The organism is Vibrio sp. (assembly GCF_047973365.1).
Classification (GTDB): domain Bacteria; phylum Pseudomonadota; class Gammaproteobacteria; order Enterobacterales; family Vibrionaceae; genus Vibrio.
Genome location: NZ_JBKEBW010000054.1, coordinates 18,366 through 33,676 on the forward strand (window position 1 = coordinate 18,366; position 15,311 = coordinate 33,676).

Annotated in this window: 16 protein-coding genes; 2 read left to right on the top strand and 14 right to left on the bottom strand. The window is 40.8% G+C overall.

What is annotated here, in order from left to right:
* Positions 1-68 precede the first annotated feature (68 nt).
* Entirely contained in the window at positions 69-1,025 is a 957-nt protein-coding gene (gene trxB / locus ACK5MF_RS07600; protein ID WP_416920901.1) for a thioredoxin-disulfide reductase, read from the bottom strand.
* Between the two features lie 268 nt (positions 1,026-1,293).
* On the opposite strand from trxB, the gene ACK5MF_RS07605 reads away from it, so the two are divergent.
* Positions 1,294-1,611, top strand: a complete 318-nt coding sequence (locus tag ACK5MF_RS07605) for a DUF4144 family protein (protein ID WP_416920960.1) — start codon at positions 1,294-1,296, stop codon at positions 1,609-1,611.
* A 52-nt stretch (positions 1,612-1,663) separates the two neighbouring features.
* Here ACK5MF_RS07605 and ACK5MF_RS07610 read toward each other — a convergent pair whose 3' ends face one another.
* The 12 genes from ACK5MF_RS07610 to ACK5MF_RS07665 form a co-directional block, all read right to left on the bottom strand.
* Complete coding sequence (locus ACK5MF_RS07610) at positions 1,664-3,040, bottom strand: short-chain fatty acid transporter (RefSeq protein ID WP_416920903.1); 1,377 nt, start codon at positions 3,038-3,040, stop codon at positions 1,664-1,666.
* A 23-nt stretch (positions 3,041-3,063) separates the two neighbouring features.
* On the bottom strand, positions 3,064-4,005 hold the full coding sequence (locus ACK5MF_RS07615) for a 3-hydroxyacyl-CoA dehydrogenase family protein (RefSeq protein ID WP_416920905.1): 942 nt from the start codon (positions 4,003-4,005) through the stop codon (positions 3,064-3,066).
* Positions 4,006-4,202: 197 nt separating this feature from the next.
* Positions 4,203-5,177 (bottom strand): LysR family transcriptional regulator, encoded by a 975-nt coding sequence (locus ACK5MF_RS07620; protein ID WP_416920907.1) that lies wholly within the window; start codon positions 5,175-5,177, stop codon positions 4,203-4,205.
* 232 nt (positions 5,178-5,409) lie between these two features.
* Positions 5,410-6,333, bottom strand: coding sequence for a 3-keto-5-aminohexanoate cleavage protein (locus ACK5MF_RS07625; protein WP_416920909.1), 924 nt, complete (start codon positions 6,331-6,333; stop codon positions 5,410-5,412).
* A 102-nt stretch (positions 6,334-6,435) separates the two neighbouring features.
* Entirely contained in the window at positions 6,436-7,620 is a 1,185-nt protein-coding gene (locus tag ACK5MF_RS07630) for an acetyl-CoA C-acetyltransferase (protein WP_416920911.1), read from the bottom strand.
* Positions 7,617-8,276, bottom strand: a complete 660-nt coding sequence (locus tag ACK5MF_RS07635; protein WP_416920913.1) for a 3-oxoacid CoA-transferase subunit B — start codon at positions 8,274-8,276, stop codon at positions 7,617-7,619. Before ACK5MF_RS07635 ends, ACK5MF_RS07630 begins: the two co-directional genes overlap by 4 nt.
* Positions 8,277-8,281: 5 nt before the next feature.
* Complete coding sequence (locus tag ACK5MF_RS07640) at positions 8,282-8,932, bottom strand: CoA transferase subunit A (protein WP_416920915.1); 651 nt, start codon at positions 8,930-8,932, stop codon at positions 8,282-8,284.
* A gap of 548 nt (positions 8,933-9,480) precedes the next feature.
* Positions 9,481-9,651, bottom strand: coding sequence for a DUF2797 domain-containing protein (locus ACK5MF_RS07645; RefSeq protein ID WP_416920916.1), 171 nt, complete (start codon positions 9,649-9,651; stop codon positions 9,481-9,483).
* Positions 9,652-9,801: 150 nt separating this feature from the next.
* Positions 9,802-10,074: a DUF2797 domain-containing protein gene (locus tag ACK5MF_RS07650; protein ID WP_416920918.1), complete on the bottom strand. Its 273-nt coding sequence runs from the start codon at positions 10,072-10,074 to the stop codon at positions 9,802-9,804.
* A gap of 80 nt (positions 10,075-10,154) precedes the next feature.
* Positions 10,155-10,958: a SanA/YdcF family protein gene (locus ACK5MF_RS07655; RefSeq protein ID WP_416920920.1), complete on the bottom strand. Its 804-nt coding sequence runs from the start codon at positions 10,956-10,958 to the stop codon at positions 10,155-10,157.
* On the bottom strand, positions 10,931-11,254 hold the full coding sequence (locus tag ACK5MF_RS07660) for a DUF3392 domain-containing protein (protein ID WP_416920922.1): 324 nt from the start codon (positions 11,252-11,254) through the stop codon (positions 10,931-10,933). Before ACK5MF_RS07660 ends, ACK5MF_RS07655 begins: the two co-directional genes overlap by 28 nt.
* A gap of 131 nt (positions 11,255-11,385) precedes the next feature.
* Positions 11,386-13,074, bottom strand: a complete 1,689-nt coding sequence (locus ACK5MF_RS07665; protein ID WP_416920923.1) for an NAD-dependent malic enzyme — start codon at positions 13,072-13,074, stop codon at positions 11,386-11,388.
* Positions 13,075-13,494: 420 nt separating this feature from the next.
* On the opposite strand from ACK5MF_RS07665, the gene ACK5MF_RS07670 reads away from it, so the two are divergent.
* Entirely contained in the window at positions 13,495-13,869 is a 375-nt protein-coding gene (locus tag ACK5MF_RS07670) for a transporter (RefSeq protein ID WP_416920925.1), read from the top strand.
* A 107-nt stretch (positions 13,870-13,976) separates the two neighbouring features.
* Here ACK5MF_RS07670 and ACK5MF_RS07675 read toward each other — a convergent pair whose 3' ends face one another.
* Entirely contained in the window at positions 13,977-15,080 is a 1,104-nt protein-coding gene (locus tag ACK5MF_RS07675) for a phosphoribosylaminoimidazolesuccinocarboxamide synthase (RefSeq protein ID WP_416920926.1), read from the bottom strand.
* Positions 15,081-15,311 lie beyond the last annotated feature (231 nt).

Here is a 15,311-nt window from a genome sequence, read left to right on the forward strand (position 1 = left end):
AGAAAACCCAGCGGATATACCGCTGGGTTTTATGTGTGGGATATTAATATTGCAAATTCGTATACTTATCAGTCATTCAGACTGTCTAGATAGCGTTCTGCATCTAATGCAGCCATGCAACCTGTACCCGCAGAGGTAATTGCTTGACGATAGTTATGGTCCATTACGTCTCCCGCAGCGAAGATACCTTCAATACTGGTTTGAGTGGCATTTCCTTCAAGTCCTGATTTAACGACAATGTAGCCGTTTTTCATTTCAAGCTTGTCCTGGAAGATCGCGGTATTGGGTTGGTGACCAATCGCAATGAATGTGCCCATCACTTGTAAATCTTCAGTTTTGTCTGAATGAGTCTCTTTAAGACGAACACCTGTTACGCCCATATCATCACCGAGAACTTCATCCAGAATGCGGTCGATGTGCAACACGATATTTCCGTTTTCAACTTTGTCCATCAGGCGGTTGATAAGGATTTTCTCGGCACGGAAGCTATCGCGACGATGAATTAGATGCACTTCAGATGCGATGTTCGAAAGATACAACGCTTCTTCAACGGCAGTATTGCCACCACCGACAACGGCAACTTTTTGGTTGCGGTAGAAAAACCCGTCACATGTCGCGCAGGCAGATACGCCACGACCTTTGAACGCTTCTTCAGAGTCCAAGCCCAGATATTTTGCCGACGCACCTGTTGAAATGATCAACGCATCACAAGTGTATTCGCTTGAATCACCTTTTAAACGGAATGGACGTTGGTTGAAATCTACTTCGTTGATGTGATCAAATACGATCTCTGTTTCAAATCGCTCTGCGTGCTCTTTCATGCGCTCCATCAGCGCTGGGCCGGTAAGACCTTCTGCGTCACCTGGCCAGTTTTCTACTTCCGTTGTAGTTGTTAACTGACCGCCTTGTTGCATGCCAGTCACTAATACCGGGTTCAAATTTGCGCGTGCTGCGTATACCGCTGCGGTATAACCAGCCGGCCCCGAACCTAAAATAAGAAGTTTGCAATGTTTAACGTCGCTCATTATTGCTCCAATCTGTCAGTGATCGAAAAGTTAACTTGATTGTAGGGAATAGTGGTGATGAATTAAAGGTAAAACAAGGGGAATCAGTGTAATAAATAGTTATAGAATAGAATTATGTCGTGCTTTGAATTCCTTGTTTTTAAAAGGGATTTGCAGTTTGCTGTTTTTTTATCCTGCTGATTTCGATTTCACCATGCAGGATCTTAATCATGCTTGTAAACCCATCGCATGTTATGTGTTTGAAGTATAAAGAAATGGAGTGTTTAACATGGTTGAATGGCCTGCTTTATTGAAATTGGAAGGCGATGATGAATTGTTTTATTTCGGTTCAGAACAAGAGTGTGTGCACGAAGTAAAAGAGTTCATATTAAGCAATGGCGACCATCTCATCGATAGTCAGGGTCATGCGTTTGTTATTGAGGAAGATGAACAAAACCGGATTCGATTTGTAGCAAGCAGGAAAATTTACACTCTTGATGAAATCACTCAACTGATTCAAAAACATGAATTTAACGCTGCTCAAGTTTGTATTACTAAAATTGTATTTCTAAGTATTGAAGACGCGGTTTGGGCTATGAAAGCTTAACCCCTATAAACCATATACGGTTTATAGGGGTGCAGTACATAGAGCGATTAATTTAAATTATCTGAGGTAACACCAGTAATCCGATCGATGTGATCACTGTCCAGATAAACCAGATAAATGCCATGAAACCCCAAACATCTTTCAATTTCATGCCAATTAGCGCGAGGGCTGGGATCACATACAGTGGCTGAATTAAGTTAGTTGCTTCATCACCGAAGATGAAAGCATTTACCACTGTTGGAACATGAGCGCCAACGCTTTGCGCAGCTTCTATTAGGATTGGTCCCTGAATAATCCACTGTCCACCTTGAGAAGGAATAAATAAGTTTACAATGGATGCTGACAGATAAGAGAACAATGGCATTGTTGCAGGGGTAGCTGACTGGATAAGGTAGTTTGCCATATCAGTTGCCAAGCCAGAAGCCATCATTAGTCCCATAATTCCACTGTAGAAAGGGAATTGAAGCATTACTGGTGCTGCAGATTTTATTGAGTCGCCAAATGCTTTCGTGAATTTAACCGGAGTGCTATATAAAAACACGTTTAAGATTAAAAACATGAAAATAACGAAGTTGAAATTCAACGAGTTTAAGAAACCTTTAGTAAAGATAGACTGACCAACAACAAACAGACCAATAGCACCAAGAAAGTACATAATGAAACGGTTATTATTCATCTTATCCGCTGGTGTTTCATCTGGTTCTGCTTCTTCTTTGCCTACTTTTATATCTCCGTTATAGCTAATAATTTCTGAGTCAGGCGCTCGGGTCATCAGAGTAATGGCGATAGTTACTGCCGCGAGAATGAAAAATAGTATGGTATTTACGGGATTATAAGTCGTTTCACTTTGAGGTATAACACCTACCTTATCGACCAAGAAATGGTCTGAACCCGCAAGCAGTGCATAAGCAGAAGCACTAGGACACCATGATTGACCTAGTAGCATGGTTGAGTAACCCGCAGCGATAAGTAAAGGGAAATGCAGTCCTTTTACGCTTCTGGATAGATACATAGCCAAGATAGGAGTTAAAATAAGAGAAAATGACCAGTTAATTACACTTGAAGCCAGACCAAAGACCAGCAGAACAACGATAGCTGCCGTCCTGCTTTTGATCTTGAGGGCAACTTTTTCCAGCGCTGAAGATATTAGTGGAGATTTTGCTGCCGCACCGCATACCATGACCATCAATGACATTTGGAAAGCAAAGCCATTCATGGCCCAGACTTGGCTATACCAACCGTCAATGAGTTCGACAGGTGTACTACCGGACAACATGCCAAAGCCAAATATTACGATACTAAGGATAAGACAGAACACAAATGAATCCGGGATGTATCTATCAGCGGCAAACTGGAACTTTTTAGAAAAATTCCACAGGAAGCTACCTTTAGACTCTTTTGTTTCTTTTGTTATTGTTTCTTGGTACATAGGGTTTCCTCCATCAGATTATTTTAAATATAGTTTTCTGATGTTTTTAATTGAATGATTAGTTTTTTCATGTACTGAGTTTTAACTTCATCAATAGTTTCAGCGTTATATTTGTAAAATCCTTCTAGGCTTTTAACTCCGAGTTTTCCATCATTTACTTTTTCTGTAAGTAATGGATTTGCAGCAGTGCTGTTATCCATTTCTGGTAATAAGTTGTCGCCAACAATTTTCCAGATATCTATCCCTCCGAAATCTGCTATTTCAAGTTGACCGGTGCTGCAATATCTAAAAGCAGGACCAAACTTAAGTGCATTATCAATGTCTTTAGGAGTACCGACACCAAGCTCTATTAGTGAGAATACTTCACGAGCAACAGCTTGTTGGATTCGGTTTGCAATTAATCCAGGTACTTCTTTAAGTACTTTTACAACTTGTTTTTTTATACTCTTATACATTGCTTCCACAGCAAGATACGTGTCCTCTGAAGTATCGCCAAAATAAGTTACCTCAACAATTGGCATTATATTGGATGGGTTGTAGAAATGAGTGATAATACAATTTTTCTTTCTGGATTCATTTACGCCTTCTATCATGTCTGATAGGCATAAACTTGATGTGTTACTGGAAAGAATAGCGTCGGGTTTACAAAATTTATCTAGATCAAAAAATAGTTTTTGTTTTATTTTTAAATTTTCAACAATTGATTCAATTACATAATCTGCATCTTTTACTGCGAGTTCCAGATCATCAAATGTCGTTATTCTTGATTCAATCAGTTTAATATATTTTTTTTCGATAACACCTTCATTAGCTAGAAATTGTAGTTCTTTATTTATTGAAAGTATTGCACTTTTTAACATGTCTGATGATATGTCAAACAGTTTCACCTGGTATCCGTGAATAGCAAAGGCTTCTGCTATTCCGTGTCCCATAGTGCCAGCACCAATGACAGATATATTTTTCATATAAAACCTCTGCGTATAAATTTACGTCGTTGAGGTCTTAATATTATATTTTGAATGAAATGAAAAATTGGATACTCTTCAACATTGATGAAGAAATAAATTTCATTTATAGGAACCCGATTTTCATCAGTGAAACGCTAATGAGTTTTTGTGAAAAATAAGACAAAAAAGGTTCGGGCACTCTATTTAAGATCTTGTTATTTAATCTGGTTTACTTTTATTTGATGATTCAATAAGAAAAAATCTTTAAATGAACGAATACAATGTGTCATAAACTTTTGTGGTAGGTAATATATATTTAAATGCCAGTCATCAGTTTCATATTCATCTAGCAAGGTTATTAGTGTGCCATCTTGAATATAGCTCTTTACAAAAAATTCTGGTAAATAAGTAATGCCAATTGAATCCAACGCACCTTTAAGCATCATTTTAGCATCGGAGACTTCTATGGTTTTTGAAATTCTAATTGGAATGCTTTCACCATCTTTTTTATAAACCCATTGATTTTGAGTTTGTAGTGCTTTGGAATATAAGCATCGGTGGTGGCTTAGGTCCTGGGGAACCAAAGGTTCTCCATTTTTATTTATATATTTAGGGCATGCAACAGTAACAAATTTTTGAGTCAGTAGGTTTCGACGTACGAGAAGCAACTCTGAATCTTTATTAGCTGCGTAACCAGCAACTGCGGAAATAACAAAATCGTGATCTTTATAATGTTCTAACCCTGTAGGGCTTAACATTAATTGAATATTAACCATTGGATTGGCTTCCAGAAACTCCCCAATAATAGGAAGCATCACATCTTCTGCATACATTGGTGTGCAACAGATCTTAATATTGCCACGAGTTTCAGTTGAAAAGCCGGTAAGTTCATTGATCATCAGGTGAATATCGCCTGCAATTTCTGAAAATTTACTGTATAGAAATGCCCCTGCTTCTGTGAGACGTTCATTTGGGTTGTTTCTCTGATAGAGAGCGATACCTAAATCTTCTTCAAGATCACTTAGCCATCTCGAGCCAGTGCTGGTCGAAATGCCCATAGACTCAGACGCTTTGGTTATTGAACCTGAAGTGATCAGTTCTATAAAAAACAACATTCTGACCAACTGATGTGGGTCAATTCCGTTTGCACCGTTAGCTTTGATTGTGTTTCTGATTTCCAAGTTAGTCATCAACTTATCCCGAGATATTTAATTTGTATTCAGTTTTGAAAGAGTAGTGTAACTGTTCTGGGTTTTTCAGTATGAGATGTTGATTGTAGGAATTTGCATAAAAATCAAAACTGCTATTTATAGAGTGCCTTACGTACAAATTTATTTAAGTTTATCCAATAACTATCGAAAAAAAGCCAGTAGCGTGTGGCTACTGGCTTTGGCAAGGATGGGACTAACGAGTTCAGCTCATTTAATCGTAAGTTTTCCAGCTAGGAAAGTTTGCTTTATTTAAGCTTAGTATTTGTCTTGCTTCGTCAGGGGTAGCGATTTCTAGATCGTTACATTCCAGCATGCGTTTAGTTCTTTCCACAAACTCAACGTTGCTCGTTGCAATCTGTCCACGACGGTAATATACATTGTCTTCCATACCAACTCGTATATGGCCACCAAGTGCAATACAGGCGTTAATGATGGGTAGGTGACCACGGCCAATACCGAGACCACCCCATGTAAAGTTATTTCCCCAGTAACGACGCACTTCATCTAGCATTTGCATTAGAATATGTACTTCAGCAGGAGAGCCTCCTGGTGCACCTAGTACAAACTGGAAGTGGGGACGTGTGAACGGGTTATGAACTTCAGGTTCCCCAGCTTCACGTGCTTTGGCATTCGTCTTTTCAATTGAGTTGCGGTAGAAAAGAACGTTGTGAATCATACCAATATCGAATATTTCGATTTCAGGTGTCACATTTACTAAGGGCATTTCTTTTGCCAGTTTACCAAGGAAAACTGGTGTATTTTCGAATACAGTTGAATGGGCCCAGTTCATGGTGCCAGCATCAAATGTTGCGATTTCTGGGCGTAATTCCTGAAAAGGAAGCATGCGAACTTCATCGGCTAAACCTAAACCGCCGGATGTTGTCAGGTTAATAACAATGTCGCATTCAGCTTCACGGATGTAGTTTACCGTTTCACGGAATTTGTGGATGTCCATTGTCGCGTTTTGTTCATCATCACGAACATGAATGTGGGCAATGGATGCACCAGCTGCATGACATGCAATGATTTCGTCTGCTTGTTCGCGTGGTGTCACCGGAACATCTGGAAACATTTCTTTCTTCGGCCAAGCACCAGTACATGCAACAGTTAGAATTCGTTTATTTGCTAGAGACATGATAAGTCACCTCTTGTGTATATTTCTCTTTAGGTTATTCACCTTGATCTGCCATATCTCTCTATCGTATGAGATTGACTTAAATGTTGATGGTTCTTGTATTTAGTTGCGCTGAATGACAACAGCGACACCTTGGCCACCACCAATGCACAGTGTTGCCAGGCCGTACCGACCTTCACGTTTTGTTAACTCGTGCACCAGAGTTACCAGAATTCGGGCACCAGATGCACCTATCGGATGGCCCAGTGCAATGGCCCCACCATTGACATTGGTGATTGCTGGATCGAGATCAAGTCCACTACAAACTGCGAGTGCTTGAGAAGCAAATGCTTCATTCGCCTCAATTAAATCGATATCCGAAATAGTCAGGTCAGCGCGTGCCAGTGCTTGTATTGAAGCTGGGACCGGAGCGTATCCCATGATTTCAGGATCAACACCAGCAGCACCCTGGGAAAGGATGGTGGCCATCGGGTTTAAACCAAGCTCTTTGGCTTTTTCTTCACTCATAAGTACTAATGCAGCGGCACCATCGTTGAGTCCGGAAGCATTTGCTGCTGTTACGGTTCCGCTACCATCTTGAATAAATGCTGGTTTTGGTTTTGATACGCTTTCCATTGTAGCGCCAAATTTGGGGAACTCATCGGTGTCCACAACAACATCGCCGCGTCGACTTGAAATCGTGTGTGGTGCTATTTCTGCGATAAAGCGGCCGCCTTCAATGGCTGCTTGTGCACGGTTCTGTGATTGAACCGCAAATAGATCTTGTGCTTCACGGGTTAATGCGTATTGCTTCGCTAGGTTTTCGGCAGTAATCCCCATATGGAAACCACCAAATGCATCGGTTAATCCATCATTTAGCATGGTGTCAGTCAGTTGTGAGTGACCCATTTTTACGCCAGTACGATGTGATTGAAGAACGTAAGCTGCGTTAGACATCGATTCCATTCCTCCCGCTACCACGATTTCTGCTTCACCCAGACGGATTTGGTTAGCTGCATCCATTACAGCTTTTAGCCCTGACCCACAAACCATAGAGACAACATTTGCTGTTTTCTCATCTGGAATCCCTGCAAATTTTGCAACCTGACGTGCTGGATTTTGCCCTAAACCACCAGATAACACGTTGCCCAGGATGACATTGTCTACTTGCTCTGGTTGAATTCCCGCTTCTTTAATTGCAGCTTTAACCGCTGTTACACCTAAATCGATTGCTGATACATTTGCAAACGAACCGAGAAAAGTACCTATTGCTGTTCTTTTGGCACTAACAATAACAACATTTTTCATTTTTCTTCTCCAAATACTTTTAATGAGTCGGATACAATTAACTCAGTGCCTGTTTTTTCAAGAACATCTTCAACAGTTGTGTTGTAAGCAATTTCTTTAAGTAACAAACCACTTTCGGTTGGTTGGATAACGGCTAGTTCAGTAACAATCAGGTCAACACATTGAGTTGCTGTCAGGGGTAGAGTACATTCGTCCAAAATCTTGGGAGCACCGTTTTTGTTGCAATGACTCATCATGATGATGACTTTTTTAGCTCCGTTTACGAGATCCATCGCGCCACCCATACCGGCGACCATTTTTTCAGGAATCATGTAGTTTGCTAAGTTACCTAGTCGGTCTACTTCCATTGCGCCCAGAACCGTTGCGTCAACGTGACCACCACGAATCAAAGAGAAAGAAAGTGTAGAGTCGAAGTATGCTGCCCCTTCTACAGCCGTGACAGGTGTACCTCCGGCGTTGGTGAGATCCCAGTCTTCTTCCCCTTGCTTTGGAGTTGAATCCAGGCCTACCATTCCGTTTTCAGACTGGAAAACGATGTGTTTTTCGATGGGAACATAATCAGCAACAGAAGTTGGCATCCCTATTCCTAGGTTCACTAGATCTCCGGTATTAAGTTCTTCTGCGACACGTTTAGCGATAAGATCTTTCATCGACATTTTTCTTACCTCACTATGTAGTCAATAAGAACAGAAGGGAGCGTAAATATCTGAGGGTCAACCTCATTTGCTTCAACTAAAACATCAGGTTCCACAAAGACTAACTCGCTTGCTGTGGCCATTACGGGGTTAAAATTGGCAGTGGTTTTTTTGAATGCGGTGTTACCAAAGACATCTGTGATTGATGATTTAAGCAATGAAATATCAGCCTTTAGTGGCTCTTCTAAAAGATAATCTTCACCATTTACTGAGACTTTCTGCTTACCTTGTTCCACCAGGGTATTTAGGCCCGTTTTGGTTAGAATGCCTCCGAGCCCAGCACCTGCAGCGCGAATTCTTTCGGCTAAAGTGCCTTGTGGTATAAGATCTACCACCATTTCACCCGTGTTCATTTTCTCGCCAGCAACGCGGTTAAGGCCGATATGTGAAGCGATCAGTTTTGAAACCTGGCCGTTTTCGATCAGTTTTCCAACGCCTTTTCCCGGTAATCCAGCGTCGTTGCAAATGATGGTTAAGTTTTTTACTCCAGTCTTTGCAACAGCATTAACTAAACTTTCCGGAGTACCGACAGTCATAAATCCTCCGACCATAACGGTCATCCCATCTTTTAGATGAGATACCGCCTGGTCCGGCGATAAAATCTCTTTTTTAAGCATTGTTTAACGCCTCTTTATTTCTTAGTTCTGCTCAACTTTACTCCTCTCTTAATTTTCCAGAACAGCATCAGTGAAAGGGCGTATTTCATGAGTGAAAATGATAGCTAGAGATTGCTCACAGATTTCTACTATTCATGTCTGGCTTCACAAAACTCATTTGTTTTTTCCTATAAAGGGAAGGGAACGTTCTATCAGTGGGAAATTTGGTGAGAAATTTTACGAAAATACAATATCATTCATTGACCAACGATAACCTAGAAAAAAGTGAAATATGTGTTATCAGAGCAAGTGAATACTCTTGAATTATCCATATTAATGGCAACCAGTTCTGTCTTGTTGTTTGCTTTCAATTTATTTGTTGTAAATGTTTGGAATTGGAAAATTAGTACGCATTATTAAATGTAAGATAATTATTAAATAACAATAAAACAGCGTATTAATAAAAAATCTATGACGTTGTACTCACATTTAAATGAACTGAATTTCAACAAGTAAACATTAATTATTGATGACAGTTCATTATTACGATTCTTTCTATTTTTTTGAGTCTATTCAGCACTCACTTCAACTTCATAAGAGGTGAATTTACGAATGTTAATAACACCAGCTTCGAGGATAAGGTATTGGCCTGTAATACGTTGCAAGATACCGCTAACCACTGATTCTTTATCTAAATTATGTGAAGTGATTTTGCTTGGAACTTGGAAATTGTACGACAAGGCGATTGAATCGCCGTAATTTTTTCGCTTACTTCTTCAATCGCATCATAACCAAACCATTGCTTTATCTCTGCGATTTCTACTCCAATCAGACCAGTAACATAGCGAGTTTCTACCTTGTAGATAGGTAATCCTTGGGTTGACCCCTAGTCAAACCAGCAAGTAGGTTTCTGGTTTCATGATGCACATGTCACAGCTCGCTAACTTTGTCATGCAAACGAAGCAGTGCCCCTGAAAGTAACTTTTCTCAGTCTTTTGACCGTATGAACAGCAGAAAATATTACCTGTATGTTTAAGCGTGAGTGATTTATTGATAAAAGGATTCAGGTCGATAAAACCTTCTCCGACAGGCAGTTGATAGTGGACAGTTTCGCCCAGTTTGGCGCGCATTTTGTTTAATACGCCAGATGCGATGACAGACATGACATTACTCATTTTCTATTAGTTTATGTCAACTTTAACAAAAATATTGGCGATAAAAAGGAATAATTGAAAGGAAAAACCTATTTAGAGTCGTTGTTATCTGACGGCTCAGTTTGTTCTTCCACTATTTCGCCAATAGGTGTCGGATCGGTTGGTTTGATGACAATCGGCTCTTTCGGACCTAAGAATTTCGGTTGAGTGTTAAAAACATACAGATCGAAAAACGCCTTTGTGCGCGCGAACACTTCACGAGTACGAGTCTTGATACCGGAATGATTAATAGGATCTGAAACGGCTAAGCATGTGGCATTGATATCATGATATTGAGCGATAAACAGTGCTCGCTCACAGTGAAAACGTTGTGTGATGATCAAGAAGTTATCGGTATCAAAAATTCTTTTGGCACGAACAATCGAATCTAAAGTTCGAAACCCTGCGTAATCAAGAAAAATACTGTCATCGGGAATGCCTGCTTTTAGCAAGTCACGTTTCATTGTCCAGGGTTCGTTGTATGAGCGGTGGGCGTTGTCACCACTTAACAAAAATCGACTCACTTTACCCATGTTGTACAGTGAAATAGCAGCATTGATGCGATAAGAGTAATACTCGTTGAGCGTCTTTCCTAAATACTTACTGGTGCCCAAAACTACAGCTACCTGAAACTCAGGGACCTGTGTGATATCGCTGATGATGTGATCTTCGCTTTTCAAGCTTACCCAGCGATCAATACCATAAATAGACAACGCACAGAGAATTGTCAAAATAGGAATAAGTCGAAGCCCACGCTTAAGCCAAGACCTGTTTTTAGGTCTACAGTTCATCAACTTACGCATGCTCATAGTTAAGGTATTCAATTTTAGATATGACGATGTTTTTGAGCCCATAATCCAATTACAACGAAGCTTCCTGTGACTAAGCAAAACATCATGCCCTGTTCTAAGTTAGCGAGTGTCCGAGCTAAGTAAGGGCTAGCTTTGATGATGATTAATCCGTAACCAAACGCATTGACTAAGATAAAGGCGATGGTTCTAAAAATAAAGTGCTGATTGCCCATAATACGGCGCAATAAAGCATTAATTTCACCGCCAAGCATTACCAGTAGACAGGCGATTAACGCAACTGAAATGTCACTAAGATACGGTGCAATGTAATGCCCTGCGGGAGCAAAAAAACTCAACATATTGATTTACCAAGCAGAAAGTTATTAACTAAATAAAAAGTTATTTATTGGACAAAAGTTATTTATTGGGTAAATAGTTTTATGGTACAAAAAGCCCCCGTATATCGTTATGGGGGCTTAAGCTTATCTCATTAGAACGCTGTGCGTTTGTATCGGCGATAGGTTGGTTGCCAAAAGTGGTTTTCGATCGCCAGTTCTAATGCTTCATCGGTAATTTCTAGCGCTACACCTTGTTCAATCGCTTTTTTCGCCACAGCAAAAGCAATTTTCTTGGAAACTGAATGAATCGCTTCTAATGGTGGTAGCAATGGACCGTGACCATTAATGGCTAATGGTGAACAAGTGGCTAGTGCACGGCTTGATTCCATCAACATTGCATCAGTAACCCGTTTTGCACCTACCGCCAGAACACCTAAACCAATACCAGGGAAGATATAGCTGTTGTTGCATTGTACGATTGGGTAAGTTTTACCTTCATGTACCACGGGTTCAAATGGGCTACCCGTAGCAACTAATGCTTCCCCATTTGTCCATCGGATAATATCACTTGGTGTTGCTTCTACGCGGCTAGTTGGGTTCGATAGTGGGAACACAATCGGGCGAGGGCAGTGTAGGTGCATCTCTTTGATCACTTCTTCACTGAATAAGCCTGGAGCACCAGAAACACCGACAAGCACCGTTGGTTTTGCATTACGAACAACTTCCAACAATGAATAACCATTATTTTCAGAAATCCAGTCTTTGGTGTTGGACTTTTTCTGCACAAGTTTTTGTTGGAAATCAAGCAGGTTAGGCATGCCTTCTTCCAATAAGCCCCAACGGTCAACCATGTAAACTTGCGAACGGGCTTGTTGATCAGAGATACCCTCCGACACCATTTGAGCAATGATCGCTTCGGCAATACCACAACCTGCAGAACCTGCACCGAGGAAGGTTATTCGTTGTTCACACAACTGCGTGCCTGCGGCTTTACATGCTGCCAATAGTGAGCCGACAGTAATCGCGGCAGTACCTTGAATATCATCATTGAAGCAGCAAATACGGTTTTTGTAACGCTCGAGTAATGGCATCGCATTTTTCTGGGCGAAATCTTCAAACTGGATAAGCGCGTCTGGCCAGCGGTGTTGAACGGCTTGGATGAACTCATCGACGAAATTATCGTAATCAGGTCCGGTAATTCGTGGATGGCGCCAGCCCATATACATTGGGTCTGCCAGGCGTTGTGGGTTGTTTGTACCCACATCAAGCACGATTGGCAAAGTATAAGCAGGGCTGATACCACCACATGCGGTATACAGAGAAAGCTTGCCGATTGGAATGCCCATCCCCCCGATACCTTGGTCGCCCAAACCTAGGATTCGTTCGCCATCGGTAACAACAATAACTTTAACGTTGTGGTTTGCGGCGTTGTTTAGTAGGTCGTCAATACGGTCTCGGTTAGAGTAGGAGATAAAAAGGCCACGACCACGACGATAGATATTTGAAAAGTTTTCACATGCAGCGCCAACGGTCGGCGTATAGATGATTGGCATCATCTCAGAAATGTGGTTTTGCACTAATCGGTAAAATAAGGTTTCGTTTGTGTCCTGGATATTACGCAGGTAGATGTGCTTATCCATATCGTTGACGAAGCTACAATATTGTTGGTAGGCGCGAACCACTTGTTCTTGTATGGTTTCGGTTGTTTCAGGCAACAGTCCTTCCAAATTGAATTGTGCGCGTTCTTCCGCTGAGAAACCGCTACCTTTATTCAGCAGAGGTGTGCTCAATAGAGCTGGCCCAGCATAGGAAATATACAGAGGGCGTTTGTCGTTATTCATTGTTAGCCTATGGATTTTATGTGAGAAGATTGACATAAAAATGATAACGGCTTGGTGACTGTCTTGTAAATAGACAACCCGTTGAGTTCAGAACATTATGCTACATTATTGTGGATTGTTTGACGTGAATTACCTGAGGTGATTTGTCTGAAGCGAATGACCTGAAGTCGATCGCAGGCTACCGTCGCAAAGCGAGCAAAGGTGTTGATTCCTTATAAATATGTTTGAATCGTAAAATATTAATCATTAAGACGCGGGTTGTTGCTCATTATCACTACTTTTTGTTATTGGTTTGGTTTTTATATATCAGTGCAACTCAAAATAAGAGTATAAAAGAACGTTTTTTTATATCGTATTGCTATAAAGTTAGCTATGTCTAATATTATCTATACTGTATTACCAATTATGTCGGGGAACAGAATGGATAAACAGCGAATTTGCGCAGTGTTTGATTATACCTCTTTTTTAGGGACCTCAAGTTCCAAGAAATGGAGTTTCTCTGAAGCGTTTAAATCGTTTGCTCCGGTTTTTGGTATTGTTTGGAACGAATCTGTAAAAGAGAGCAGAAGTCCTGAAGAGAGACTTTGGGAAACGGCTCTCAAGCGTTTATCAAGTAATCACAGTGATGAATCAAATCTGATCGAGCTGGTGAAACTGGCTAAACATGAAGGTATCGAAGAAATTAAACTTGTTATGCCTTATGCGTTAGATCAACAACAGATTGAGTCTATTCAATCTCACTGTGAAGCTCATATTAAAGAGGGTAAGCAAGACGAGTTTATTATCACTCTGTGATGATTTATTCAGAAATGAAAAGGGCGCTTAACTAATAAGTTTCTTTTGGAAACCATCTTCTTAGAAACAAAACAAATAGTTAAGCGCCCTTTTGGCTGATCAGATGATTAATCAATCAAACCATATTGCTCGTCAAGGATCTTGATGATCTCTTGCTTAGGGTTGTCACTCAGTTCGATTTTGTGGCCAACAATCTTTTCTGCGATACCTAAGTAAGTGCGAGAAATATCCATCAGTGCTTCTAGTGGCAGAGCGTTGTCACGGGCGAGCGCTTCGCGCTCAGGCATGCGATCTTTGTTCAATAAGATATCTGGATCAGGGAAGTAGTTTAATAGGAACTGACGGAAACCTTCTTTCGAGTTTTCTACGATGTTACCTTGTAAGTATTCAGTTTCATCCCAGATACGAGACGAATCTGGCGTGCCTACTTCATCCATGTAAATCAGCTTTTCTGTACCATTAGCATCAGTCACATAACCAAATTCAAATTTAGTATCGACAAAAATCTGACCAATTTCTTTTAGAGCTTGGCTGATAACACCAAAGCCGTCTTTCAGCAGTTTTTCGTATAGAGCAATGTCTTCTACCTTGCTGAAGTTGAATGCCGCAAAGCTATCTTCGATATTTTTACGAGTAATGTTTACATCGTCGGCTTCCGGAACTCCTGGGATGCCTTGCAAAATACCTTTGGTTGAAGGAGTCATCAGCAATTCAGGTAGCGCTTTGTCTTTTTTTAGACCTTCTGGAAGCTTGATACCGCAGAACTCACGCTCTCCTTTTGCGTATGCACGCCACATTGAACCTGTGATGTACTGACGACAGATGGCTTCAATCTTAATGGGTTTCGCTTTTTGTACAATCCAAACAAATGGATGAGGAATATCCAGAATGTGGCTATCAGCAAGACCGCTGTCTTTAAATAGTTTGAACCAATGGTTAGAGATAGCATTAAGAGCCGCACCTTTGCCCGGAACACCTGCAATACCGCCTTCCGCGTGCCAAATACAATCGAATGCAGATATGCGATCACTGATTACCATGATGGCAAGTGGGGCATCTTGAGCAACGTCATAGCCTTTTTGTTGAATAAGGCGACGGCTGTCTTCTTCAGTCAGCCAGTATACAGAGCGAACTTTTCCGCTATGAACAGGCTGGTGGGTACGAATTGGGAGATCGTCATTGACGGCAAGAACTTGGTCAGCAAGGCTCATGAAGGCATTCCTATCTTATTTCAAACGTCATATACCCTTGTTACTTAAACACAGTTGTGCAAATTGTTTGGGTATAGAAAGAAGATATCTAAGCACGGTGAGATATCAATTACTGCGCGCATCATACCAGAACTATTTTATGTCGCCAGATAAAAAGCAAACGTTTGCCTAATTATCTTTTTATGGGTTGAGATGGCGCAATAAACCGAGTGCTGGAAACATCAACAAAAC

Bases quoted from the DNA above. Each gene is read 5' to 3' on its own strand.
- trxB (WP_416920901.1), bottom strand. From the start codon at position 1,025: ATGAGCGACGTTAAACATTGCAAACTTCTTATTTTAGGTTCGGGGCCG.
- ACK5MF_RS07605 (WP_416920960.1), top strand. From the start codon at position 1,294: ATGGTTGAATGGCCTGCTTTATTGAAATTGGAAGGCGATGATGAATTG.
- ACK5MF_RS07610 (WP_416920903.1), bottom strand. From the start codon at position 3,040: ATGTACCAAGAAACAATAACAAAAGAAACAAAAGAGTCTAAAGGTAGC.
- ACK5MF_RS07615 (WP_416920905.1), bottom strand. From the start codon at position 4,005: ATGAAAAATATATCTGTCATTGGTGCTGGCACTATGGGACACGGAATA.
- ACK5MF_RS07620 (WP_416920907.1), bottom strand. From the start codon at position 5,177: ATGACTAACTTGGAAATCAGAAACACAATCAAAGCTAACGGTGCAAAC.
- ACK5MF_RS07625 (WP_416920909.1), bottom strand. From the start codon at position 6,333: ATGTCTCTAGCAAATAAACGAATTCTAACTGTTGCATGTACTGGTGCT.
- ACK5MF_RS07630 (WP_416920911.1), bottom strand. From the start codon at position 7,620: ATGAAAAATGTTGTTATTGTTAGTGCCAAAAGAACAGCAATAGGTACT.
- ACK5MF_RS07635 (WP_416920913.1), bottom strand. From the start codon at position 8,276: ATGTCGATGAAAGATCTTATCGCTAAACGTGTCGCAGAAGAACTTAAT.
- ACK5MF_RS07640 (WP_416920915.1), bottom strand. From the start codon at position 8,932: ATGCTTAAAAAAGAGATTTTATCGCCGGACCAGGCGGTATCTCATCTA.
- ACK5MF_RS07650 (WP_416920918.1), bottom strand. From the start codon at position 10,074: ATGTCTGTCATCGCATCTGGCGTATTAAACAAAATGCGCGCCAAACTG.
- ACK5MF_RS07655 (WP_416920920.1), bottom strand. From the start codon at position 10,958: ATGGGCTCAAAAACATCGTCATATCTAAAATTGAATACCTTAACTATG.
- ACK5MF_RS07660 (WP_416920922.1), bottom strand. From the start codon at position 11,254: ATGTTGAGTTTTTTTGCTCCCGCAGGGCATTACATTGCACCGTATCTT.
- ACK5MF_RS07665 (WP_416920923.1), bottom strand. From the start codon at position 13,074: ATGAATAACGACAAACGCCCTCTGTATATTTCCTATGCTGGGCCAGCT.
- ACK5MF_RS07670 (WP_416920925.1), top strand. From the start codon at position 13,495: ATGGATAAACAGCGAATTTGCGCAGTGTTTGATTATACCTCTTTTTTA.
- ACK5MF_RS07675 (WP_416920926.1), bottom strand. From the start codon at position 15,080: ATGAGCCTTGCTGACCAAGTTCTTGCCGTCAATGACGATCTCCCAATT.